This is a genomic window from Pseudoalteromonas sp. PAB 2.2, from assembly GCF_001938575.1.
Classification (GTDB): Bacteria; Pseudomonadota; Gammaproteobacteria; order Enterobacterales; family Alteromonadaceae; genus Pseudoalteromonas; species Pseudoalteromonas lipolytica.
This window is the reverse complement of record NZ_LYPI01000008.1, coordinates 428,163-450,523: the sequence shown is the minus strand read 5'-3', so window position 1 is coordinate 450,523 and position 22,361 is coordinate 428,163. Positions and strand designations below refer to the sequence as shown.

Annotated in this window: 20 protein-coding genes; 16 read left to right on the top strand and 4 right to left on the bottom strand. The window is 41.4% G+C overall.

Annotated features, from left to right (window positions below; all coding sequences use genetic code 11):
• The first annotated feature begins 119 nt into the window (after window positions 1-119).
• The 9 genes from BWD47_RS06090 to BWD47_RS06050 all read left to right on the top strand — a co-directional run bounded on the left by BWD47_RS06090 (window position 120) and on the right by BWD47_RS06050 (window position 9,023).
• Entirely contained in the window at window positions 120-1,166 is a 1,047-nt protein-coding gene (locus BWD47_RS06090) for an NAD(P)-dependent alcohol dehydrogenase (protein WP_036968798.1), read from the top strand.
• A 128-nt stretch (window positions 1,167-1,294) separates the two neighbouring features.
• Window positions 1,295-1,732 (top strand): hypothetical protein, encoded by a 438-nt coding sequence (locus BWD47_RS06085; RefSeq protein WP_036968795.1) that lies wholly within the window; start codon window positions 1,295-1,297, stop codon window positions 1,730-1,732.
• A gap of 73 nt (window positions 1,733-1,805) precedes the next feature.
• Window positions 1,806-3,617 carry a protein translocase subunit SecD gene (secD, locus tag BWD47_RS06080; protein ID WP_036968792.1) on the top strand — a complete coding sequence of 604 codons (1,812 nt, stop codon included), beginning with the start codon at window positions 1,806-1,808 and terminating at the stop codon, window positions 3,615-3,617.
• Window positions 3,614-4,534 (top strand): protein translocase subunit SecF, encoded by a 921-nt coding sequence (secF, locus tag BWD47_RS06075; RefSeq protein ID WP_075593635.1) that lies wholly within the window; start codon window positions 3,614-3,616, stop codon window positions 4,532-4,534. The genes secD and secF overlap by 4 nt, the downstream gene beginning before the upstream one ends.
• A 181-nt stretch (window positions 4,535-4,715) precedes the next feature.
• The gene (locus BWD47_RS06070) at window positions 4,716-5,192 is read left to right on the top strand and encodes a GreA/GreB family elongation factor (RefSeq protein ID WP_036969237.1); all 477 of its coding nucleotides are present in this window, start codon (window positions 4,716-4,718) and stop codon (window positions 5,190-5,192) included.
• 251 nt (window positions 5,193-5,443) lie between these two features.
• Entirely contained in the window at window positions 5,444-6,838 is a 1,395-nt protein-coding gene (locus BWD47_RS06065) for a RimK family protein (protein ID WP_075593634.1), read from the top strand.
• Entirely contained in the window at window positions 6,839-7,942 is a 1,104-nt protein-coding gene (locus BWD47_RS06060; protein WP_075593633.1) for a GNAT family N-acetyltransferase/peptidase C39 family protein, read from the top strand.
• A 27-nt stretch (window positions 7,943-7,969) separates the two neighbouring features.
• Window positions 7,970-8,464 carry an MgtC/SapB family protein gene (locus BWD47_RS06055; RefSeq protein WP_036968779.1) on the top strand — a complete coding sequence of 165 codons (495 nt, stop codon included), beginning with the start codon at window positions 7,970-7,972 and terminating at the stop codon, window positions 8,462-8,464.
• Window positions 8,465-8,573: 109 nt separating this feature from the next.
• Window positions 8,574-9,023, top strand: coding sequence for a GNAT family N-acetyltransferase (locus BWD47_RS06050; RefSeq protein WP_075593632.1), 450 nt, complete (start codon window positions 8,574-8,576; stop codon window positions 9,021-9,023).
• 296 nt (window positions 9,024-9,319) lie between these two features.
• Here BWD47_RS06050 and BWD47_RS06045 read toward each other — a convergent pair whose 3' ends face one another.
• On the bottom strand, window positions 9,320-10,330 hold the full coding sequence (locus BWD47_RS06045; RefSeq protein ID WP_036968773.1) for a GlxA family transcriptional regulator: 1,011 nt from the start codon (window positions 10,328-10,330) through the stop codon (window positions 9,320-9,322).
• A 125-nt stretch (window positions 10,331-10,455) separates the two neighbouring features.
• On the opposite strand from BWD47_RS06045, the gene BWD47_RS06040 reads away from it, so the two are divergent.
• Window positions 10,456-12,354 (top strand): beta-ketoacyl synthase, encoded by a 1,899-nt coding sequence (locus BWD47_RS06040; protein WP_036968770.1) that lies wholly within the window; start codon window positions 10,456-10,458, stop codon window positions 12,352-12,354.
• Between the two features lie 310 nt (window positions 12,355-12,664).
• Complete coding sequence (locus tag BWD47_RS06035) at window positions 12,665-14,158, top strand: BCCT family transporter (RefSeq protein ID WP_231387323.1); 1,494 nt, start codon at window positions 12,665-12,667, stop codon at window positions 14,156-14,158.
• 174 nt (window positions 14,159-14,332) lie between these two features.
• Here the strand turns inward: BWD47_RS06035 and BWD47_RS06030 are convergent, their stop codons facing one another.
• The 3 genes from BWD47_RS06030 to BWD47_RS06020 form a co-directional block, all read right to left on the bottom strand.
• A complete protein-coding gene (locus BWD47_RS06030) occupies window positions 14,333-14,884 on the bottom strand; it encodes a sigma-70 family RNA polymerase sigma factor (RefSeq protein WP_075593630.1) in 552 nt (183 codons plus the stop codon).
• Between the two features lie 659 nt (window positions 14,885-15,543).
• Window positions 15,544-16,380 carry an S-formylglutathione hydrolase gene (gene fghA / locus BWD47_RS06025; RefSeq protein WP_074988271.1) on the bottom strand — a complete coding sequence of 279 codons (837 nt, stop codon included), beginning with the start codon at window positions 16,378-16,380 and terminating at the stop codon, window positions 15,544-15,546.
• Between the two features lie 53 nt (window positions 16,381-16,433).
• Complete coding sequence (locus BWD47_RS06020; RefSeq protein WP_036968764.1) at window positions 16,434-17,555, bottom strand: S-(hydroxymethyl)glutathione dehydrogenase/class III alcohol dehydrogenase; 1,122 nt, start codon at window positions 17,553-17,555, stop codon at window positions 16,434-16,436.
• Between the two features lie 108 nt (window positions 17,556-17,663).
• On the opposite strand from BWD47_RS06020, the gene BWD47_RS06015 reads away from it, so the two are divergent.
• The 5 genes from BWD47_RS06015 (at window position 17,664) to BWD47_RS05995 (ending at window position 22,325) form a co-directional block, all read left to right on the top strand.
• On the top strand, window positions 17,664-18,545 hold the full coding sequence (locus BWD47_RS06015; RefSeq protein WP_083633639.1) for a LysR family transcriptional regulator: 882 nt from the start codon (window positions 17,664-17,666) through the stop codon (window positions 18,543-18,545).
• A gap of 89 nt (window positions 18,546-18,634) precedes the next feature.
• A complete protein-coding gene (locus BWD47_RS06010; RefSeq protein ID WP_075593628.1) occupies window positions 18,635-19,852 on the top strand; it encodes a lipoprotein-releasing ABC transporter permease subunit in 1,218 nt (405 codons plus the stop codon).
• Entirely contained in the window at window positions 19,845-20,543 is a 699-nt protein-coding gene (lolD, locus tag BWD47_RS06005; RefSeq protein WP_036968755.1) for a lipoprotein-releasing ABC transporter ATP-binding protein LolD, read from the top strand. Before BWD47_RS06010 ends, lolD begins: the two co-directional genes overlap by 8 nt.
• The gene (locus BWD47_RS06000) at window positions 20,533-21,777 is read left to right on the top strand and encodes a lipoprotein-releasing ABC transporter permease subunit (RefSeq protein WP_074988268.1); all 1,245 of its coding nucleotides are present in this window, start codon (window positions 20,533-20,535) and stop codon (window positions 21,775-21,777) included. The genes lolD and BWD47_RS06000 overlap by 11 nt, the downstream gene beginning before the upstream one ends.
• Window positions 21,778-21,794: 17 nt before the next feature.
• Window positions 21,795-22,325: a DUF924 family protein gene (locus BWD47_RS05995; protein ID WP_074988267.1), complete on the top strand. Its 531-nt coding sequence runs from the start codon at window positions 21,795-21,797 to the stop codon at window positions 22,323-22,325.
• Window positions 22,326-22,361: the final 36 nt, after the last annotated feature.

Here is a 22,361-nt window from a genome sequence, read left to right as displayed (position 1 = left end):
TATCGGTATTTTAGGAAAGTGAAAATGCAGCTTTACCTCTATACTGGTGACAGTATACATGAGAGCATTAACATGTAGTTAAATACAAACGTAAACACGAAGAAAGTAAAGGAGTAATCATGAAAACCATTGGTTATGCAGCACATGCCTCAGAAAAACCTTTAGAGCCGTATCATTTTGAACGTCGTGCACTTCGTGACGAAGATGTCTCGATTGAAATCCTTTATTGTGGTGTGTGTCATTCAGATTTACACACTGCAGAAAATGATTGGGGATGGACTCAGTACCCCGTTGTGCCAGGTCATGAAATTGTAGGCCGTGTTCTTGAAGTAGGCAGCGGCGTTACTAAGTACAAAGTAGGCGATCATGTTGCGGTAGGTTGCATGGTTGATAGTTGCCTGAGTTGTGACCAATGTCATCAGGGTGAAGAGCAGTTTTGCCGTGAAGGCATGGTTGGCACTTATTCTGGTCAAGACCGAATTAGCGGTGAATTAACCCAAGGCGGCTATTCAAAACACATCGTGGTGCGTGAAGAGTTTGTATTACGTGTACCAAAAGGTTTAGATTTAGCTAAATGCGCACCTATTTTATGTGCAGGTATCACAACCTATTCACCACTTCGTACTTGGAATGTGGGTCCGGGCAGTCGTGTGGCTGTAATCGGCTTAGGTGGTTTAGGCCACATGGCAATTAAAATTGCAGCGGCAATGGGCGCACATGTGACGGCTATTAGCCGTAGCGATAAGAAAAAACAGCAGGTGCTATCGTATGGCGCAAAAGAGTTATTAGTCTCAAGCGACGAAGCGGCGATGCAAGCACATGCTAATCAATTTGATCTCATTATAAATACCATACCTGTAAAGCATGACTTTACACCTTACATGCCATTACTTGATATTGATGGTACGCAAGTCTTGGTTGGTCAAGTGGGTGAGCTTGCTGAGTCAAACTCAGTTCCAATGTTATTGGGGCGCCGTCGTGTTGCCGGTTCATTGATTGGAGGGATAGCGCAAACACAAGAGATCTTAGATTTCTGTGCCTTACATAATATTCTTCCGGAAGTTGAAATGATCAAAATGGACGAAATTAATGATGCCTTCGATAAATTAAAACAAGGTGATATGGCCTCACGTTTTGTCATTGATATGTCATCATTAGACGTGTGATAACAACGCAGTAAGTTGACACTAAAACGCGAGCCTCTTTAGGCTCGCTTTTATGTGTTTAATGACTTGTTTTTTATTTTTTAACCCTCATTATAGAGGGGTTATCCGCTTAATTTATTGGTTTCTCTTTGTTACGGTTTTTTTCAGTCATTATATTGCTATTTACTGTGCTTTTTAGTGCACAGAGCTTAGCTGCGCCTTCGACTGATTCGCCACTGGTTGCCACTAAATTTTATCAGCTTGAGTTAACTAAACCCCCTATCATTGCCCATAAACAGGTTATTGTTCATCCAAAGCCTTTAGAAAAGTCGGGTTTTGATACTTTATTACCCCGACTTACAGCCAGTAATTCATCCTTATTTCTTTACCATAGTCAGGTAGATCCTGATTATGAGTTATTGATTGAGTTTTTCGCTGAAAACTGGGGTAAAGCACATTTCTTAGCACCTCCTAAAAGAGCACAGACTGTTCCTTGGTTTGCTATTACGAGTGCGCGAAAATCACGTATTAGTGGCTGGAAAGACGCTAATCTTATTTATAAAGCCCGCGCTACATACCACAGCTAAACGACTTCCTTCGTCATTTTTTTATTTTAGGAATTAATTTTACCGGCTTAATAGAGTCGGAAGGAAGTCTTGTATGTCAAAGAAACAAAAGCCGACGTTTTGGCGTCGACTAAAAATGAGCTATGCCGCTATGATAGCTGCCTGCATTTTATTAGCTATCAGTGCGCTACCTAATTTATACCCAAATAAATCGTGGTTACACATCGAGCAACCTGAACAGGTTGTATCACTGCAAATGGTGACTAATTCGCTAAATCAACAGGGTTTTAAGGTAGACAAAGCGAATGATTCAGCTAATCAGTTGGCTATTTTATTAAATGAGCCAACACAAAGTGCCAATGCGCTGAGCTTTATTAAAACAGCGTACCCCACCTTAAATAGCAAAATTGTTGAGCATGCCACAAGCCCTCAATGGTTACAGCAGTTAGGCTTATCGCCAATAAAGCTCGGGCTAGATTTAAACGGTGGCGTGCTATTCGTGCTTGATGTTGATTTAGATAAAGCGATGCAAGAGCACCTAAGTAGTGTCTATCAACAAACTAAGTTAGTACTTCGCAAAGAGAAAGTACGCGGCATTCGTGCCAGTGAAGTGAAAGGCGGCATTGAACTGCACGTTTTACCCAGTGGTGAAAATAACCTGGCTGGCTTAGTCGCCACGTTACAAGCGCAATTTAAAGGCCTCGTGCAAACTAAATCAACCAGTAATAATTTAACCACGGCGTTTTTGCATTTTGATGAGCAAAGCCGCAGTGAGTTTGATAAACAAGTGATGGCGCAGAGCTTAACAACATTACGAGGACGTATTGAAGAGCTCGGTATTACTGAAGCGGTAACACAGAGACAAGGCAAGCAGCGTATCCGCATAGAGTTACCCGGTGTGCAAGACCCCGCAGAGGCAAAGCGGATCATTGGTGCGACAGCAACCCTTGATTTTTATCAGGTTGTTGAAGTAGGTGGCAAAGCCTTTAATGTACAAGGTGGCGGAGTTGTTAACCTTAACCCTGTCGCTATTTTTTCGGGGGACCATATTAATAACGCTAATGTGGGCAAAGATGAGTGGGGGAAACCGCTTGTTCAGTTGAGTTTAGATTCGCAAGGTGGCGATGCAATGTCTGCTTTTTCAAAACGCAACATTGGTAAACCCATGGCCACTGTTTACTCAGAGTATTCGCGAAACGCCAACGGCGAAGTGATTAAAAAAAGTGAAGTGATTAATATCGCCAATATTGCTCAACATTTAAGTTCACGTTTTAGTATCACCAATATGAAAAGCCCACAAGCGGCCTACGATTTAGCATTGTTATTGCGTGCAGGTTCGCTCACAGCACCCGTTACAATAGTTCAAGAGCAAACGATAGGGCCAAGCTTAGGTGCTGAGAATATTGAGCATGGCCTTGCTGCATTAATGCTGGGTATAGGCATTACTCTTGCTTTTATGGCGCTGTGGTATCGCCGGTTAGGGCTTATTGCCAATATTGCTTTATTACTTAATTTAACGGCACTAGTGGGGTTAATGTCATTATTACCGGGCGTTGTACTCACGCTACCTGGCATTGCGGGCTTAGTGTTGACCATAGGTATGGCCGTTGATACTAATGTGATTATTTTCGAGCGTATTAAAGAAGAAAAACGCAAAGGTAGACCCACCTATCAAGCCATTGAGCAGGGTTATAATCAAGCATTTTCCACCATTTTTGACGCAAACGTAACAACCATGATTACGGCGATTATTTTGTATGCAGTCGGGTATGGCCCCGTCAAAGGATTTGCCATTACGTTAGCACTTGGCTTACTCACCAGTGTGTTCACCGGTGTGTATATTTCAAAAGCACTTAGCCAAACACTGTATATTAAATTAACGAATTTAGCGGGGGCAAAAGCATGAGCTGGTCTACATTAACAGCAGCAAGTAAAGCGCGCGTTTTAGGATTACTTCTAAGCTGTGCGCTAGTGATAAGTAGCCTTGGGGTGTTATCGGCTAAAGGGTTAAACTTTGGACTTGATTTTACAGGGGGCTATATCACAGATATTAGCACCGAATCGGTTACCTCGATTGCAGACTTAACAGCAAAGTTAAGCCCTGAGGTCGTCGATAAACTAATAATAAGCAAAGCAGGCGATCATCACTTTGTTTTAAGACAAGCCCCAGACCTTAATACAACGGCTAATTGGCAGGCAGAGCTTAGCCAGCAAGGCATTGACTTTAAAGTGCTTTCAACTTCATTTTTAGGGTCTCAAGTGGGTGATGAGTTATTTGAGCAAGGTTGTTTAGCACTTTTTGCCGCACTTATCGCAATTATGGTGTATTTAGCCGTGCGTTTTGAATGGCGACTGGCTGTGGGCTCAGTGGTCGCACTATTACATGACTTAATTTTGGTGCTAGGTTTGTTTTCGTTATTAGGGCTTGAGTTTAATTTAACCGTGCTGGCGAGTTTATTAGCAATTATTGGTTACTCATTAAATGACTCAATCATTGTTGGCGACAGAGTCAGGGAGCTTTTACGTATTCAATCAGGTAGTCAGCGCATTGATACTCATGTGGTGATCAACGATGCAATACGCTCTACACTCACTCGCACATTAATTACCTCAGGTACAACACTTGCGACCATCGCATGTATATGGCTGTTAGCCGGTGCTGCATTAACCGGGTTCGCGATTGCCTTATTTGTCGGCATTGTGGTGGGAACATTTTCATCAATTTGTATTGCTGCCACGTTACCGCAGTTATTGGGTCTGAGTAGCGATAATTACACGCAAACTTTAGATGATAAAACCCAAGCTTACATTGATATGCCTTAACCACACTTGCGCAGGGTTAATCATGATTAACCCTGCGCTTTTTTAAACTTAGCACGCGCAATATAAAGCACCAATCAGATAAGCTAATGAGCTATTGCTAACATATTCAAACCATATCAGTTCAGTTACAAAAATCGTAAAACAGGGTAGAATGCGCATTTTACGTTTTAGCTGCTTTGATATGAATAAAACACACGTTATAGAACACCTTCGTTTCGCCTTAGAATCGCAATTACACCGTGCTAAAGAAGCGGCAAAAGCGGCTCATGATGCTGCCACCCATGAAGAAAGTGTGGCCGAAACTCAATACGACACCCTAGGATTAGAGGCGGCCTATTTAGCTCAAGGTCAAGCTGAACGAGTGAATGAATGTTACCGTGATATTCAAGCGTTTAATACGGTATTCAAAGAAACAGAATTTCCGAAAGTTCGCGAAGGGGCATTGGTCTCTCTTATTGATGATCAAGACCAGCAAAAATGGTTCTTTATTGGTCCAAGTTCTGGTGGCTTATCAGTGACAGTTAAAGAGCACACGATTTATGTTGTGACTCGCGAAGCACCTTTAGGTAAAAAATTGCTTGGTAAAAAAGTGGATGACGAAGTCGAACTTGTCATAGGCGACAAAAAGCAGTTTTATACCATTGATAAGTTAATTTAAACACACTGATTTTTAATTAGTAAATTTCATCTTTAAGTGAAAAATATCTCGTTGGTAACTCCTCGCAAAACACTCTATAAATCACATCAAGCTTAGCGCTTATACCCACACGCTTAATCAATCTAAATGATTTTGCATTATTGCGGGTTGGTATCATAAGCACCCATCTAGTTGAGTGAATTTTAGCCTCATGCATTCACTTAATTGGTTGGGTGTTTTTTCATTATTAAAGACTTATTATAGGAAAAGTCGTGTTTAAAACCTTGATTGTGGTTGATAACAACGAGCAGCGTATTGCTCAAAACTTTGAAAATGTGATCACTTTTGATACTTACCTACGTGATTACCCAAAACATAACGAACCCAAAACACGTATTTTAAATCTGTGCGATACAGGACAGTATTTAAGTAAGGGTTACTATTGTTCTTTACTTGCAGAAGCAAGACAGCACCAAGTATTACCCAGCGTAAAAACCATTAATGCATTACGTTCAGATGAGCACAGCTCTCGCCACATGCAATTACAAGGTCGCACCGTATTTTTTGGGCAAACACATTGCGAAGACGATATTAAAGCAACTAAAGCATTGTTTTCACAATACCCTGCGCCAATACTGGTGTGTGACGAGCAAGGTGTAGTGAAACAAGGTGCTATTGCGGCGCTTGATGACGACGCGTTTGCCGAATTTGTAAAACAGTTAAGCAGCTTCACAGAATCTGTCTGGCGTATTCACGATAAAAAACGCCGTTACCGCTGGGATATGGCGATTTTGGTTGATCACCAAGAAAAAGTACCACCCAGTGATAAAGACGCCATTGCAAAATTTATTAAAGCGGCAGCTAAGCATGGCATTTATGCACAAGCACTGACTTTTGATGAAATTACCAGTATTGCGCAATACGACGCACTATTTATTCGTCAAACAACGGCGATTGACCACCCAACTTATCGATTAGCAAGTAAAGCACAAAGCTTAGGGCTTGTGGTAATTGATGACGCAGAGTCAATTTTACGCTGCTGTAATAAAGTGTACTTACACGATGCCTTTAATTATCAAAAAGTGCCAAGCTTAAAAACACATGTGGTAGCTGATACATCAACAGACACCATTGAAAACTTAGAAACAAACTTTACGTACCCATTAGTACTAAAGATGCCAGAGGGGTCATTCTCTAAAGGGGTGTTTAAAGTTCAGAACCGTGAAGAGCTGATTGCAAAACTCTCGGAGCTTTTTGAGTTCAGTGCGCTAGTGCTAGCACAAGAGTATATGTACACAGAGTATGACTGGCGTGTAGGGGTGTTAAATGGTCGCGCGATTTATGCGTGTCGTTATTTAATGGCGCGTAATCATTGGCAAATTTACAACCATGATGCAAAACGCTTTTTTTCAGGTGGATTTGAAACTCTCCCGACTTTTGAGTTACCGAAAGTGGTATTAGATGCGGCATTAAAAGCCTGTAAAACAGTGGGTAAAGGTTTGTATGGCGTTGATGTAAAAGAACATCAAGGGCGCGCGTACGTACTTGAAGTAAACGATAACCCAAGCATTGATCACAAAGTAGAAGATGCCTACCTTGGCGATGAGCTTTATATGATCATTATGGACGAATTTAAGCAACGCCTTGAAGCACGAGGCCGAGGTTAAATGAAGACATCACATTGCCAAATCCGGTTTGCGAAAGTATCGGATTTGGCGGCACTTGTTGCCATTGAAGAGCAAAGCTTTAGTCAAGATAGATTAAGCAGTCGCAGCTTAAAGCGCTGGCTTTCAGCAAACCATGGTTTGTTAATGGTTGCTGAAGTTAACAGTGAATTGGTCGGTTATGGCCTTGTGTGGTGTCATAAGGGCACGCGGTTAGCGCGGTTGTACTCATTGGCCGTCCTTGCGAGCCAACAAGGTAAAGGGGTGGCTTCGCAGCTGCTAATTGCTCTTGAAAACGAGACTGTAAAACGAGGTCGTAGTTTTATGCGACTAGAGGTTGCAGTCAATAATCAGGCCGCAATTCGTTTATACGAAAAGCATGGCTATCATGTGTTTGGTCATTACAGTGATTATTATGATGATCACAGTGATGCGCTACGAATGCAAAAAACGATTCGTCGTAATACTGCCTTTAATGCTGATAAACACACACCGTGGTATCAACAAACCACTGAATTTACCTGTGGTCCCGCGGCATTACTAATGGCTATGTCGTCGCTTAATAATACGCCAATGAGCCAATTAAAAGAACTTGATATTTGGCGTGAGGCAACCACCATTTTTATGACCTCGGGTCACGGTGGCTGCCATCCGCTGGGTTTAGCACTTGCAGCGATGAAACGTGGATTTAAGGCTGATGTTGTTTTAAATACCCGTGAATCATTGTTTATTGATGGTGTAAGAAGTGAAAAGAAAAAAGCAATTTTACACACAGTGCATAACCAATTTGTTGCTGAAGCTATCGTTGCGAAAATGCCTGTACGCTATCAAGAACTAACCCTTAACGATATTGAAACATGGCTGGCGGCGGGTAAAGCGGTGGTTTTACTCATTAGTACATATCGCTTTGATGGTAAAAAATCACCACATTGGGTGTGCGTAACGCATGTGGATGAGCATTGCTTATATGTTCATGACCCATTTTGTGAAGACAAAAAGCAACTCGCCATTGATTGCCAACATGTGCCAATAGCAAAAGCCGATTTTAGTAAAATGGCTAGCTTTGGATCATTGCGGTTAAGCACCGCGATGGCGTTTTCTTTATAATTATTAATTCAAATATTTGGAAGTACAGTGACACTGAATAGTCTATTTGATATTGCCCCTTACTCTTGGTCTGCAATTGGTAGTGCCGCATTTTGTGGTGCGATCATTGGTATGGAGCGCCAATTGCGCGGAAAGCCAGTGGGTATTCGCACCTCGGCGCTTATTGTTCTAGGGACCTATTTATTCTTAGCCACCGCATTTATGTTACATGGTGATGTAATTGACCACTCCCGTGTAGTTGGGCAAATAATTACAGGTATTGGCTTTTTAGGTGCCGGCGTCATGCTGGCAAAAGATGGCGCAGTGGTCGGTGTTACTTCAGCTGCAACCATTTGGGTATTAGCGTCTATCGGTGTCGTAATTGCCACTGATAACCTTATGGCCGCAATTAAGCTTTCGGTATTGGTTGTGGTTATTTTATACGGTGTTGATGTACTGGAAGCGAAGTTTAAAAGTTTAGGCCGGGGTGTTCACGCACAAGTAAAACGCTATTCAAAATTGTATTATCGGAAAGAAAAATAGTTTTAGAAATTAGAAATCAAACATTAGATATTTGATCTGACCCCGATAAAGTAGGATCCTTTTTGGAGTCAGATCAATTTGAATTTAGATTTTGAGTAGGAAAAATGTAATGACAACTTGTTACTCAATAAAATCAGCTACTTTACAAGATTTATTACTTGTAGATAGCCAAATTCCTGAGTTTGATGGCAGAAATACGCTAAGTAAATTACACGCAAAGTTGGCTGGTCGTGAGCATCTTGTTTTAGTCGCGTATATTGATAATGAGCCTGTCGCGTATAAGCTCGGTTATGGGTTAGATAATAATACCTTTTATAGTTGGCTTGGTGCCGTGTTGCCAAAGTGCCGAGGGATGGGAATTGCTCAAGCTTTATTAGCAGCACAAGAAATGTGGGTGAAAGAGCATAATTACGATGCAATTAATGTGAAATCAATGAATCGTTTTCCTGCGATGCTAAGTCTGTTGATAAAAAATGGCTATACCATAGCGGGTTATGAAGACAGGGGTAACCCGCACAAGAGCAAAATTATATTCAGCAAAGAGCTTGCTTCCAATTAAGTTAGTTTGTCTCAATAATTAAAAATGCGTCGCCTACACTACCTATTCCCATTTTCATTAATATTAAATCCTTTCGAGTGATTAAACTGGTCGTTACCTACGTTAAAAATGTCTGATTTACGACTGCGTGGATGCAGGTGGTAGAGCAATGCAGGAGCAATTGCCGAGAATAACTAAATAACTAAATTTTTGCCTTGTTATCAAACGAAGTTTTATTCGCTCAAAAATTATTCACTTAATTAAGCAAAATGGTATGAGTTGGCTTTTGAAGCGTTGTTTTATGGTATCGAATAGCGTTAACCAAATAGCTTACGTCTTACCACTGTTCTATATTCACTGGGTGTTTGCGACAGTACTTTCTTAAATACACGGGTTAAATGTCCTTGGTCATTATAGCCAACTTCAAGTGCCACCTCTTGGATTGATAAATTAGAAGAGGCGAGTAATTCTTTCGCGCTTTGTACACGTAACTGCTGCCAATATTCAATCGGAGTTTGGCTGGTGGCTTGGCGAAAACGTCGGGTAAACGTTCGATAGCTTAAACTAAATTGGGCTGCAATTTCCTGTAAGGTGAGCTCAGATGTTAGATTGTTTTTAAGCCAAAACTGGATCTGTGCAATTAATTCGTCTGGGTGTTTATCAACAGCACCTTCTAAATAACGCTGATCTTCGTAAGGTTTTCGAATTTCATGGGAGAAGTTACGCTCTACATGTTGTGCGGCTTCTCGGCCATAATACTGGCTAATTATATGCACAATGACATCGGCTAAGGCATTCAAACTGGCAACGGTATACATACGCTCAGACTGGGTAATAAAGAAGTCAGGCTTTAACTGTACATTAGGGTAATCTCGTTTAAATTGTTCAGCATAATGCCAATGCGTTGTGGCTGGGTGACCGTTTAATAAACCTGCTTCTGCTACTAAGCAATTACCTGTGCCTACGCCCACTATATGGCTCCCTTGCAGCCACGAATCAGCGAGCCAATTAACAAGGCGAGGATGTTTACTCACCACAGGTCGAGGGTTACGCCAAATACCTGGAACAATAATTAAATCGCTATATGGCGCTGTGTCGGGGTCGCTGTCGGGCATAATGGCAAGCCCCGTTCTGTTTGCAATCGGTTTTACTGTGCTGGCAACTAAATTGATATTAAGCGGGGTAAATTCATCGTACCGGTGATGACTTTTCGCAAAAGCTTCACCCGCCCTAAGCATTTCTATAGGTAGAGTAAGACTTGTAATGAGTAGGTGAGGGTACACTAAAATACTAATTTCGATGGCGTTTGCATGTTTACCGTGTGTCACTTTTATTGCTCCGACCAGTTGGTTTTGGCCTATTATGCATGTTATTTGGCTATTAAAGCACAAGGCTACCTAGTTAATCCATTTAAACTTAAGTAATTCTCGTAACACGTTTCTCAAGGTTATTTATGACAGCATTACCCGTTATTGTTGGTATGGGTGGTATTAATGCCGCTGGCCGCACTTCTTTTCATCAAGGTTATCGTCGTATCGTGTTAGACAGCTTAGATGCAACAGCCCGTCAGGAGACATTTTTAGGCTTAGCGACGTTAATGAATTTAGTAACACTGACCGACGGCGTTTTAAAAGATGCTGAAGGCAACGTTATTAACGAAGCTGATATTGAAGCACAATTCGGCGAACAAGTATTAGCAGGTACGCTAATCCGTAAAATTGAAAAAAATCACTTTGACGTTGATGCAACTCCGTGGCAACAAAAAATGACGCTGACAGCGTCTGACGAGCAGCAAATTGTGTTTGAAACTCGTCGTCGTGATTTACCAACGCCAGTACCTGCAAGTTGGCAGGTTGAAGATCTCAGCGATAAAAAAGTAAAAGTAACCATTAGTGCCGACCTTGCTATTAAGCACGACAGCACCCGTGACAACCCGATTAAAGCCGCGGGTCAATTACCTACAGGTTTTGATCCAGCGACCATGTATAACAGTCGTTACCAACCACGAGGCCTACAAGCGACCATTTTTGCGGCAACCGATGCCATTCGCTCTACAGGGCTTGCATGGCAGCATGTTATGAATAGTGTTGAGCCTGATCAAATTGGTACATATTCGGCCTCGGTAGCAGGGCAAGTGGATGACGAAGGGTTTGGTGGCTTAATTCGTGCGAGACAACAGGGCGACCGCGTAAGCACCAAACAATTAGCACTTGGCTTAAATACCATGTCGACTGATTTCATTAATGCGTATGTGACCGGTAATGTTGGAACAACGTTCACCACATCGGGCGCATGTGCCACCTTTTTATACAACCTACGCGCTGCTGTTAACGATATTCAAGCTGGTCGCACCCGCGTTGCGATTGTTGCATCTGTTGAATGCGCCATTACGCCTGAAATTGTCGAAGGCTTTGGTAATATGAGCGCACTTGCTAACGAAGAAGGCCTAAAACGTCTTGATAATACCGATGTGGTAGATCATCGACGTACCAGTCGTCCATTTGGTGAAAACTGCGGTTTTACTATTGGTGAAGGCGCACAGGTGGCAATTTTAATGGATGATGCGCTTGCACTCGAACTCGGTGCTGATATTCAAGGCTCTGTTGCCGATGTATTTGTAAATGCCGACGGTATTAAAAAGTCAATTACAGCACCGGGCCCAGGTAACTATATTACAATGGCTAAATCGGTCGCGCTTGCCAGCAGTATTGTTGGTCAAGAAGCCGTACAAAAACGCAGCTTTATTTTAGCGCATGGTTCTAGCACACCTCAAAATCGTGTAACAGAGTCTCTTATTTATCATAAAGTAGCTGAAACATTTGCGATTGATAGTTGGAAAGTGGCTGCGCCAAAAGCGTATGTTGGCCACACAATTGCACCGGCAAGTGGTGATCAACTTGCCATGGCGTTAGGCGTGTTTAGTCATAATATTATGCCGGGTATTACCACTATTGATAAAGTGGCCGATGATGTTTACAGCCAGCATTTAGATATTCGCACAGCGCACTATCAATGTGATGCAATGGATATCGCTTTTATAAACTCAAAAGGGTTTGGTGGTAATAATGCAACCGCCACAGTGCTGTCGCCAAACGTGACAATGCAAATGCTGACAAAGCGTCATGGCGATGCAAAAATGGCTCAGTACCAAGACCGCAATACCCATGTTGCACAAGCACAAAATGAATATAAGCAACAAGCTGATTTAGGCCATTATGAGCTTATTTATCGTTTTGGTGATGGTTTAATTGATGAAAACGACATTGTTATTAATGAAGAATCGATGACTATCCCAGGTTTTGACAAAGCGATAGCGTTCAACAAATCGAATCCTTATAAGGATATGTATTAAGATCAAGACATGTTTAAGCACATTCTTGACAGCAAGGCGCTTTTAAAGCGCCTTTTTTCGTTTTCCCCAAAAAATACACCTTATTTTTAGCTCCTAAATCGTGTAAGAAAATTTAGTTTAAAAGAGCGTATATAACTCTATAACTCTATAACTCTACTTATAAATACATTTTTAAGGGACATGTAGCCGCGTTGTAGTGATTCAGTATTGGTATAATTTACGCGTTAAAGGTAATAATTCACACTTTTGCCTGTTTGTATCAACGCCGTGCTGACAGTATTCTTAATGCGCTCACTCTATAGGCTTAATCTTGAAACACTCTACCTCTTCACTTGAAAAAACGGCACTGGCTATTTGCTTGACTGTTGCACTGATCGCTGTTGTTTTACCTAATTTAATGACAGAACAAGTTCAGCCGATGATTTCTACAGCATTGGCACACATAGGCAGCGGCTTCTTTTTGTTAATTAACTTTTTATTATTTGCAGTAATAATACTTGCGTTTAGTCCATTGGGAACTCGTAAAATAGGAGGTGAGAATGCACGCATTGAATATTCAAACTTTGGTTGGTTTGCCATGCTTTTTGCTGCGGGAATGGGTTCTGGATTGGTTTTTTGGGGAGTCGCTGAGCCTGCGCTGCATTCATTGAACCCACCCTTAAAGCAAAGTTTATACCCCGATAGATTAGCAAGTAGTCTTGCATTAACGCTGGTTAATTGGGGCGCACATGCGTGGGCATTATATGCTGTGTTTGCCATCGTGTTAGGTGGTTTAACTCAATACAGCGGTAAATCCGGTGACATGTGCGCGCCTGTAATGAGTGCAATAGGCAATAAGGTAGATAAACAGGGGCAACTTACTCTCTGTTTTGTGGTTAAGTTGATTGCCGTATTTGCTATTTTTTTTGGTGTGGTTGGTACCATTGCTAATTCTACATTACTGATCAGCAAAGGAGTTGAGCTTGAGTTAAACATAACTTCGCCAGCTTTAATTGGCTCTCTAATAGTGGGGGTGCTCTTCATTATTTATACCGTATCGGCAAAGTTTGGTATTAGGCGCGGTGTGCAATCGTTAAGTATATTTAATGTAATTTTGGCGTTTACTCTATTAATTTGGCTTTTGTGTGTCGTTCCTATAGCGCCAATTATACAGATAGCCTTAGATGGTACAGGTTATTACATACAACTACTTGTAACGGGTACTTGGCAGTTTGATAGCCAGTTAAATAACTCAGATTGGGCGAATCGATGGACTTATAATTACTACTTTTGGTGGTTAGCATGGGGGCCATTCGTGGGTGTTTTTTTAGCGAAAATTAGCCAAGGACGAGCTGTTTGGCAGTTTGTTTTAGCTGTTGTCTGCATTCCCACGGTTGTAACAATTATTTGGTTTTCTGCATTTTCTGGTGCAGCAATTGAATGGGATAAACTGAATCAATCGGGTATTTTATTGGCTATAAAAGATGATTATAGCCAAGGGCTGTTTGTTTTTTTTCATCAATTAGGTTGGCAAGGTACGGTATTTATTTGGGCTAGTTTGCTGCTGTTACTTGTGTTTGTTGCGACATCAGCAGACTCTGCAATTTTAGTCATTAAGCAGCTAGTGGGGCGTGAAAACTCGCAGGGGATTACTTTATATGCTTGGTGCTTAGCTTTGTTTTTATGTAGTTATGTATTGTTGCTTCAACACGATGAGCTACTAAATAGAAGTGTAGCGATTCTTGGGGCACTGCCTTTTTTGATAATTTTTATTTTACAACTTGTTGGGTTTTTAAAAGAATTTGTTCGTGACTTATGTAAGTAAGCTATTCAACATTTTTTACAGTCGTCATTGATTGTTAGTTATTTGTAAGAGGTGGTTAAAGAAGAGTCGCAGTGAGTGTGCCGCAAAATTTTGTCACGGTGAAAGCGTGTGAGGAAATCTCGTCTTGCTGGCTGACTCTTTAAAGTAAATAGTGAGTGCCGGCTTTCTAATAGGCTAGCTATCTGCGCTGCAACCGCATTGATTCTTACACTCTGCATCCATGCCCTGTGCCGCGAAGGTAAAGTTACAGCACGCTTGTAATTTAGTTTTTAGTTGTTCGCGACCGCGTTTGATGCGTGATTTAACCGCTGGCAGGCTCAATTTATATTTGTCGGCAATTTGTTGTTGTTTGAGTTGCTGCAACTCGCTGTCGATAAGTATGTTGCTAACATGGGCGGGTAAATCTTGAATTAACGTGTTAATACAGCGGTTGAGTTGCTGCTCACTGTAAGCAGCTGCCCAGTCTACCTCAGGCGCATGCAGTTGCTCTAGTTTGTCGCTACTACTATTGGGACGTTTACTGCGGTAGTAATCAATTATGGCGTGACGGCAGATTTGATAAAGCCAGGGCTGTAGCTTGTCGGCGGCACTAAGGCTGTCGATATTGTTAAGCACTTTAATAAAGACATCTTGCAGTATGTCTTCAGCCATCGCTTGGTCGTTCACTTTGCTGGCGATAAATCCCAGCAGTTGCTGGTGGAATTGCTTCCAGATATTTTCAATCATAATTAGGCTTCGTCCATACTAAGGCATCAGCACCTAAGTGCTGTTGCCTTGATATTTATGACAGCTTAACAGCAGCTGTTTTTTGTATTTGGGTTACAGCTCTTACAATGGCAGGGCTGTAAGGTTTGGCACTCATTGTTAGCACAGTTGCAGTTACAATTACAGCTACTGTCACAGTCATTGTTACAGTTACTTTCATTGTTACAGACACAGGCCTCGTCGCAGTTACTGCTAGTATCGGGGTTACTGGTGTTGTTAGTTGTACTCATTACCTTGCTTCCTTATTTTGTGATTAAACATTCACTTCACTACTAGAGACGCAAGCGAGAGAAAAAGGATGCACGTATTTATCGCAAGAGCGCTCACATTAGAGTTTGCTTGCGCTTTAAATTAGGTAATTTCGTGAGGGGATGAGGTGAAAATAGCTTTATTTACAATGGTTTGTTGTTGAATAAGTCTTAAAAATATAACTGCCATGTTGCAATTAAATCGACTTATAATTTTTGAGGATATACTTTAATAGTTGTGGGTGAGTATTTTCAGCTACTTTGATTCTCAGGTAAGTAAGTTAGTGACAAAAGCAAGGCTCCAACCGTTAGCGCCTATCTGTTTGCTTTGTTGAAAGCGTGTGAGGAAGTTATGTCCTCACACTAAGTACACTACAGGTGACGGTGATGAAACTCTAAATGTTCATCAATAAAGCTACTAATAAAATAGTAACTGTGATCATAGCCAGCATGCATATTTATTTCAGCGGGGTAATCTTTTTCATTGACGACCAAAAACAAGTTTTCTGTTTTTAGTTGTTCAACTAAAAAGTTGTCAGCTTCGCCTTGATCAATACGCAGCGGTAAATAATCTTCTGGGCTTGCTTGTTTCATGAGCTCGCAGCTATCGTAATTGCGCCACGCCGCTTTGTCAGTCCCTAAGTAATGACTAAATGCTTTTTCACCCCATGGACAATTTATAGGGTTGACGATAGGGCTAAATGCGCTTGCGCTAACAAACTGTTTTGGATTTTTAAGCGCAATCATTAGGGCGCCGTGCCCTCCCATTGAGTGACCTGCAATCGCTTTTTTATCAGTAACAGGGAAGTGCGCTTCAATTAACGCTGGCAACTCAGTCACAACATAATCATACATATTGTAATGTACATTGTAGGGGGCTTGTGTTGCGTTAACATAAAAGCCAGCACCTTGACCAAAATCGTAGCTTTCGTCGTCAGGTACGGTGTCACCACGTGGGCTTGTATCAGGTGCGACAATAGCAATACCCAGTTCTGCGGCTTTTTTAAAGGCACCGGCTTTTTGCATAAAGTTTTCATCAGTACAAGTAAGGCCTGACAACCAATACATCACAGGTACTTTATTGGTTTCACTTGCACCCGGTGGTAAAAATATAGCAAAACGCATTGTGCAGTGTGTACTGCTCGCTTGATGCGTGTATTGCTTATGCCAACCACCGCTGACTTTTGTTGAGCTTATATTTTCGAGCATATCAGCATCCTTGAAAATGAAAGCGCCTTTTAAATCAAGGCGCTTATTAATGATTAGTAATGAATAACAGAGCGGATACTCTTACCTTCGTGCATTAAGTCAAAGGCTTCATTAATATCTTCAAGTTTCATGGTGTGTGTGATGAAGTCATTAAGTGCAAACTCACCCTTCATATATCGTTCTACGATTTCAGGTAACTCAGAACGGCCTTTTACTCCACCAAATGCGCTACCACGCCATACGCGGCCTGTTACAAGTTGGAATGGGCGTGTTGAAATTTCTTGGCCTGCGCCTGCAACACCAATAATAACTGATTCACCCCAGCCTTTATGACAACACTCAAGTGCAGAGCGCATTACGTTTACGTTACCAATACACTCAAATGAGAAATCGACACCGCCGTCGGTCATTTCAACAATCACTTCTTGAATTGGTTTATCGAAATCATTTGGATTGATTAAATCTGTGGCGCCAAGCTTAGTAGCCAGTTCAAATTTGCTGGTATTAATATCAATACCGATAATACGACTAGCGCCTGCCATTTTTGCACCGATAATGGCAGATAAACCAATGCCGCCAAGACCAAATATAGCAACCGTGTCACCTTGTTGTACTTTAGCAGTTTTAGTAACCGCCCCCATACCTGTTGTTACGCCACAGCCAAGTAGGCAAATTTCTTCAAGCGGGGCTTCTTTACTCACTTTTGCGAGTGAAATTTCAGGAAGTACAGTGTATTCAGAAAACGTTGAGCAACCCATATAATGATAAATTGGTTGACCGTCTTTATAGAAACGAGTGGTGCCATCTGGCATTAAACCTTTACCTTGTGTTTCACGAACAGCTGAACACAGGTTTGTTTTACCCGATTTACACATTTTACACTCGCCACATTCAGCGGTGTAAAGAGGAATGACGTGGTCGCCGACTTCAACGTGAGTTACACCTTCACCTACAGCCTCTACAATACCGCCGCCTTCATGGCCGAGAATAGCAGGGAAAATACCTTCAGGATCTTCACCAGATAAAGTGAATGCGTCTGTGTGACAAACACCGGTTGCTACAATTTTTACAAGCACTTCGCCTTTTTTAGGCATCATCACATCGACTTCTTCAATCGATAGAGGTTGGTTTGGTCCCCAAGCAATTGCTGCTTTTGATTTAATAAAATCAGTCATAACGTTCCCTTATTTGTAGGTAGTAGATAATTAACATAGACTATTTTATTTATTTCTCAATGGATGATAATCTTCGATTTATTAAAACACTTTTACAGTATGGTAATAATGAATCGTTGGCATGGAATTGATGAGTTTTTAGCCGTCGCTGAAACAGGCAGCTTTACTAAAGCAAGTCGATTATTAGGGATGTCAGTGGCGCATGTCAGTCGCTATGTGAGCCAATTAGAAGAGCGTTTAAATACGCAATTGCTTACTCGGACAACACGCAAGGTGGTACTTACCCAAGAAGGTGAAGTGTTTGCTCATCAAACTAAACAATTGCAAAATGCGATGGACGACGCCACGGCACTTTTGGCTGAGCAGCAACTGACACCAAAAGGGACAATTAAATTAACTGCACCAGTGATGTATGGCGAAAGCTACATTATGCCTGCTGTCCATACATTTATGCAGAAACATCCTGATATTGAAGTTATTAGTCACTTGAGCAATGAACAAGTCAATTTATTAGATGAGGGGTTTGATCTGGCGATTCGGTTAGGGCATTTAAAGGATTCATCATTAAAGGCCAGACGAATCAGTCAGCGACGTTTAGTGATTTGTTGTAGCCCAGACTATATCAATAGCTATGGTCAGCCTCATAGTGTGAGTGAACTTCATCAGCACCACTGTTTAATTGGAAATAACAGTTACTGGCGTGTGAAAGATCAACTTCAAGATAAACATATTAAAGTGGCGGGTCGATTACAGTGTAATAGTGGCTGGGCTTTGGTTGATGCTGCTATTAAAGGTTTAGGTATTGTGCAGCTACCAGATTATTACGTGGATAAATATTTGCAGTCAGGTCAATTAGTCGCGGTGCTTTCCAATGTTGCCCCCGCACCTGAAGGCGTTTGGGGGGTATATCCGCCAAGGCAATTTATTGCAACGAATGTAAAAGCATTATTAGACCACTTAATAGAGACTGTTCAAGTATCAGATTTATAATTATTTTTTACAAATTCGATAATCCCATCATGGCTAAATATATGCTAACATGAGCGCATATTTAGCCCTTATAAAACCTATAATTACTTATGTTTCAACCTGTTAGCCTTTTTATAGGGCTGAGATATAGCCGCTCCTCAAAGGGCAACGCCTTTATCTCTTTTATTTCGTTTTTTTCTATTGCGGGCATTGCTATCGGTTTAATGGCTCTTTTTACCGTAAGCTCTGTAATGAATGGTTTTGAAAATAACCTCAAGACTAATATGTTAGGTTTGATCCCGCATATTGAAGTGGACGCTAAGTCACAGTCTAAAGAAGCCATGTCGCGTATTAAGTCACAGCTGTCGGAGTCTCCTGCTGTAAAACAAGTCAATTTGTATCGTCATGGAGAGGCTATTTTACAAACTAATCAAGACCTTCATGGTGTGCTCTTACAAGGCTTATATGATGATGGGAGCTCGTTATATAACATTAAAGAAAAAATAGTGGCAGGTAATTGGTCACTAGTCATGGATGAAAATTATCACATAGCAATAAGCCGTTATTTAAGTCGTAAACTGGGTATTTCGTTGGGTGACAAAGTACGGGTGATCATGCCAAATGCAAGCACCTATACTCCGCTTGGTCGAGTACCTAGCCAGCGTTTATTTACGGTTGCAGCGCTGTACGAAACACAATCTGAAATCGATATGTCACTTGCATTTACTAGCGGCTATTCATTGCAGCGTGTTTTAAAGCTCTCACAATCAGTTGCCCCTAATTTGAGTGTTTCTTTGCATGAACCATTTGCCGTTGAGCAGGTGCTTAAAAGTCATGCGTATATATTTAAAGACGTTGAACACACAGACTGGCGCGATAGCCAAGGCACCTTATTCGCAGCAGTGGCCATGGAAAAGCGCATCATGTCTATGTTACTGGGATTAATAGTATTAGTTGCGGTGTTTAATATCGTCTCGGCTTTAACCATGATGGTGAGTGAAAAGCAAAGTGAAGTCGCTATTTTGCAAACCTTAGGGCTAACACCAGCACAAGTACAAAATGTATTTATGATCCAAGGTCTGTATAACGGTTTAATTGGCACCAGCATTGGTGCATTACTGGGTGTGTTGTTTAGTCAGTACATTAATGAATTATTGAATATGTTTGGCATCAATTTACTCGCAGGCATGCGTTTACCTGTTAAATTTGATGTAGTCAGTTTAAGCCTAATTGCCGCCGGTAGTATTGCAATGAGCTTTTTAGCAACGTTGTATCCTGCCCGTAAAGCTGCAAAAGTGAACCCAGCAGAGGTATTACGTTATGAGTGAGTTAGTAATCAAGTGTCAGCAGCTTAATAAAGTGTATCAAGATGGCGAAAACCAAGTTGCAGTATTAAAAGGGGTTAACTTGAGCTTAGAGCAAGGTGAAATGCTCGCTGTTGTTGGCAGCTCGGGTTCAGGAAAAAGCACGTTACTACATATTTTAGGTACGCTTGATGGTGCCACAGACGGTAAAGTTGAAATTAAAGGTAAACAAGTCGGTAAACTAAATCGTAAGCAACAAGCTAATTTCCGTAATGAGAATTTAGGGTTTATTTATCAATTTCATCATTTATTAATGGAGTTTACGGCAGTTGAAAACGTTGCAATGCCGTTACTCATAAAGGGATTAAGTGCCAAGGACGCGACTGAAAAAGCACGGGTTATGCTTGATAAAGTAGGGTTGTCGCATCGTAGTGAACATAAACCATCGGCTTTGTCTGGTGGTGAGCGTCAGCGTGTCGCAATTGCGCGTGCATTGGTGACAGAGCCCGCTTTAGTGCTTGCCGATGAGCCTACCGGCAACTTAGATAAGCAAAATGCGATTAAAATATACGACCTCATTAAAGAGTTAAACAGCAGCTTAAAAACCAGCTTTGTGGTAGTAACACACGATTTAGAACTTGCTGATAAGCTTGGGAAGATTGCTTATCTTGACGATGGAAAATTAGCGATTAAAGAGTCTCAGCATGTTGCTTAGTGCGTTTATTTCGAAGCGTTTTAGAGCGCACTCAGGACACAAAGATGGGCAAAACGGTTTTGTTAGCTTTATAGCTAAAGCATCGACAATTGGTATTTTATTGGGCGTGGCGGTTTTAATCGTTGCCCTTTCGGTTATTAATGGTTTTGAGCAACAGCTTGTTCATCGTTTACTGTCTGTCGTGCCTCAGGTTGAATATGTTGCGCCGAATAAACCGATTAATAATTGGCAGTCAAAAGTAAGCCTACTTAACTCGCAATCTGGTGTAGTGGGAGCAGCGCCTTTTATTAGCGTGAATGGCATGGCGCAATTTAAAAGTGATTTAAAGGCTGTTGAGGTACGTGGAGTTGCTAGCGAATTTGAAAACCAAGTATCAGCGATTAATCAATTTACTCAAGGCCGACTGGTTAGCCAGCTGCAACAAGAAGATATTCTTTTAGGTCAGCAAGTTGTTAATAAATTAGGGTTGAAAATAGGGGATCCTGTTACTTTGTTAATCCCGCAAATTAACCAGCAAAGTAACACCTTGCTTGCACCAAAACGGGTTAGTTTAAACTTGGCTGGCATAATTAACATGGGTGGACCTATTGATGAAACGGCTGCTTTTATTCGTTTAGATAAAGCACAATCAGTATTGGGTTTTAGTGAAGATCAGGTTACAGGTTTACGTTTAAAAGTGGATGATGTTTTTAATGCTCATCAAATCGCGATGCGTGTTGGCCAAGTTATCCCTGATTATGTGTATGTCTCGAGTTGGTTTAGAACGCAGGGCAGCTTGTATCAAGACATTCAAATGGTGCGCACCATTGTTTATATTGTGGTGTTTTTAATCATTGCTGTGGCGAGCTTTAATATCGTGTCATCTTTGGTGATGGAGGTACGCGAAAAACAAGCAAATATTGCCATTCTAAAAACCATGGGCGCACAAGACAGTACTATTTTAGCAACGTTTGTGATGCAGGGATTTACACAGGCGCTAATAGGGGTTGTACTTGGCACTATTATCGGTGTAATGGTGGCGTTAAATATCAGCGAATTATTTACTTGGCTGAGTAACCTTTTGGGCGACAACCCTTTACAAGGTGTTTATTTTATTGAGTTTTTACCCAGTAAATTAGTCTGGCAAGATATTGTGATCACCGTTATTGTGACCTTTGTGTTAGCGATACTGGCCACTTTATATCCTGCATGGCAAGCCACCCGTGTAGACCCAGCAAAAGTGCTAGGCAATTAAATGTAGGAGACGAGTGCATGGATAAGCAATCAGTTATTGATTTTTGGTTTAATGATTTAGGGCCTTCGGCTTGGTATCAGCAGTCCGATGAATTAGATAGGTTAATTACTGATAAATACGCACCGTTACTTTTGCAGGTAATAGCAGGAGAGTGCGCTAATTGGCGAGTCGATGCGATAGGCTCTTTAGCAGAAATCATTGTTTTAGATCAGTTCTCTCGTAATATTTATCGCAATTCACCGCGTGCTTTTAGCCAAGATGCCCAAGCGCTAACTCTTGCTCAGCGTGCAATCGAATTAGGCTTTGACAAGGCACTACCGACTGAACAAGCAGCCTTTATTTATATGCCTTTTATGCACAGTGAATCAAAAGCGATTCATCAGCAGGCCTTACAATTATTTAGGGGCCTGCCTAATTATGAATTTGAACTAAAACACAAGTTGATCATTGATAGATTTGGTCGTTATCCCCACCGAAATGCCATTTTAGGGCGAGAATCAACGCAAGAAGAGCTGCAATTTTTAACGGAACCGGGCTCTTCCTTTTAACTTGGGTGAATAATATCCAAATGCACTTCGTTTACC

Excerpts from the sequence above, each read along its gene's own strand:
- BWD47_RS06090 (WP_036968798.1), top strand. The coding sequence starts at position 120 with ATGAAAACCATTGGTTATGCAGCACATGCCTCAGAAAAACCTTTAGAG.
- secD (WP_036968792.1), top strand. The coding sequence starts at position 1,806 with ATGTCAAAGAAACAAAAGCCGACGTTTTGGCGTCGACTAAAAATGAGC.
- secF (WP_075593635.1), top strand. The coding sequence starts at position 3,614 with ATGAGCTGGTCTACATTAACAGCAGCAAGTAAAGCGCGCGTTTTAGGA.
- BWD47_RS06070 (WP_036969237.1), top strand. The coding sequence starts at position 4,716 with ATGAATAAAACACACGTTATAGAACACCTTCGTTTCGCCTTAGAATCG.
- BWD47_RS06060 (WP_075593633.1), top strand. The coding sequence starts at position 6,839 with ATGAAGACATCACATTGCCAAATCCGGTTTGCGAAAGTATCGGATTTG.
- BWD47_RS06050 (WP_075593632.1), top strand. The coding sequence starts at position 8,574 with ATGACAACTTGTTACTCAATAAAATCAGCTACTTTACAAGATTTATTA.
- BWD47_RS06040 (WP_036968770.1), top strand. The coding sequence starts at position 10,456 with ATGACAGCATTACCCGTTATTGTTGGTATGGGTGGTATTAATGCCGCT.
- BWD47_RS06030 (WP_075593630.1), bottom strand. The coding sequence starts at position 14,884 with ATGATTGAAAATATCTGGAAGCAATTCCACCAGCAACTGCTGGGATTT.
- fghA (WP_074988271.1), bottom strand. The coding sequence starts at position 16,380 with ATGCTCGAAAATATAAGCTCAACAAAAGTCAGCGGTGGTTGGCATAAG.
- BWD47_RS06020 (WP_036968764.1), bottom strand. The coding sequence starts at position 17,555 with ATGACTGATTTTATTAAATCAAAAGCAGCAATTGCTTGGGGACCAAAC.
- BWD47_RS06015 (WP_083633639.1), top strand. The coding sequence starts at position 17,664 with ATGAATCGTTGGCATGGAATTGATGAGTTTTTAGCCGTCGCTGAAACA.
- BWD47_RS06010 (WP_075593628.1), top strand. The coding sequence starts at position 18,635 with ATGTTTCAACCTGTTAGCCTTTTTATAGGGCTGAGATATAGCCGCTCC.
- lolD (WP_036968755.1), top strand. The coding sequence starts at position 19,845 with ATGAGTGAGTTAGTAATCAAGTGTCAGCAGCTTAATAAAGTGTATCAA.
- BWD47_RS06000 (WP_074988268.1), top strand. The coding sequence starts at position 20,533 with ATGTTGCTTAGTGCGTTTATTTCGAAGCGTTTTAGAGCGCACTCAGGA.
- BWD47_RS05995 (WP_074988267.1), top strand. The coding sequence starts at position 21,795 with ATGGATAAGCAATCAGTTATTGATTTTTGGTTTAATGATTTAGGGCCT.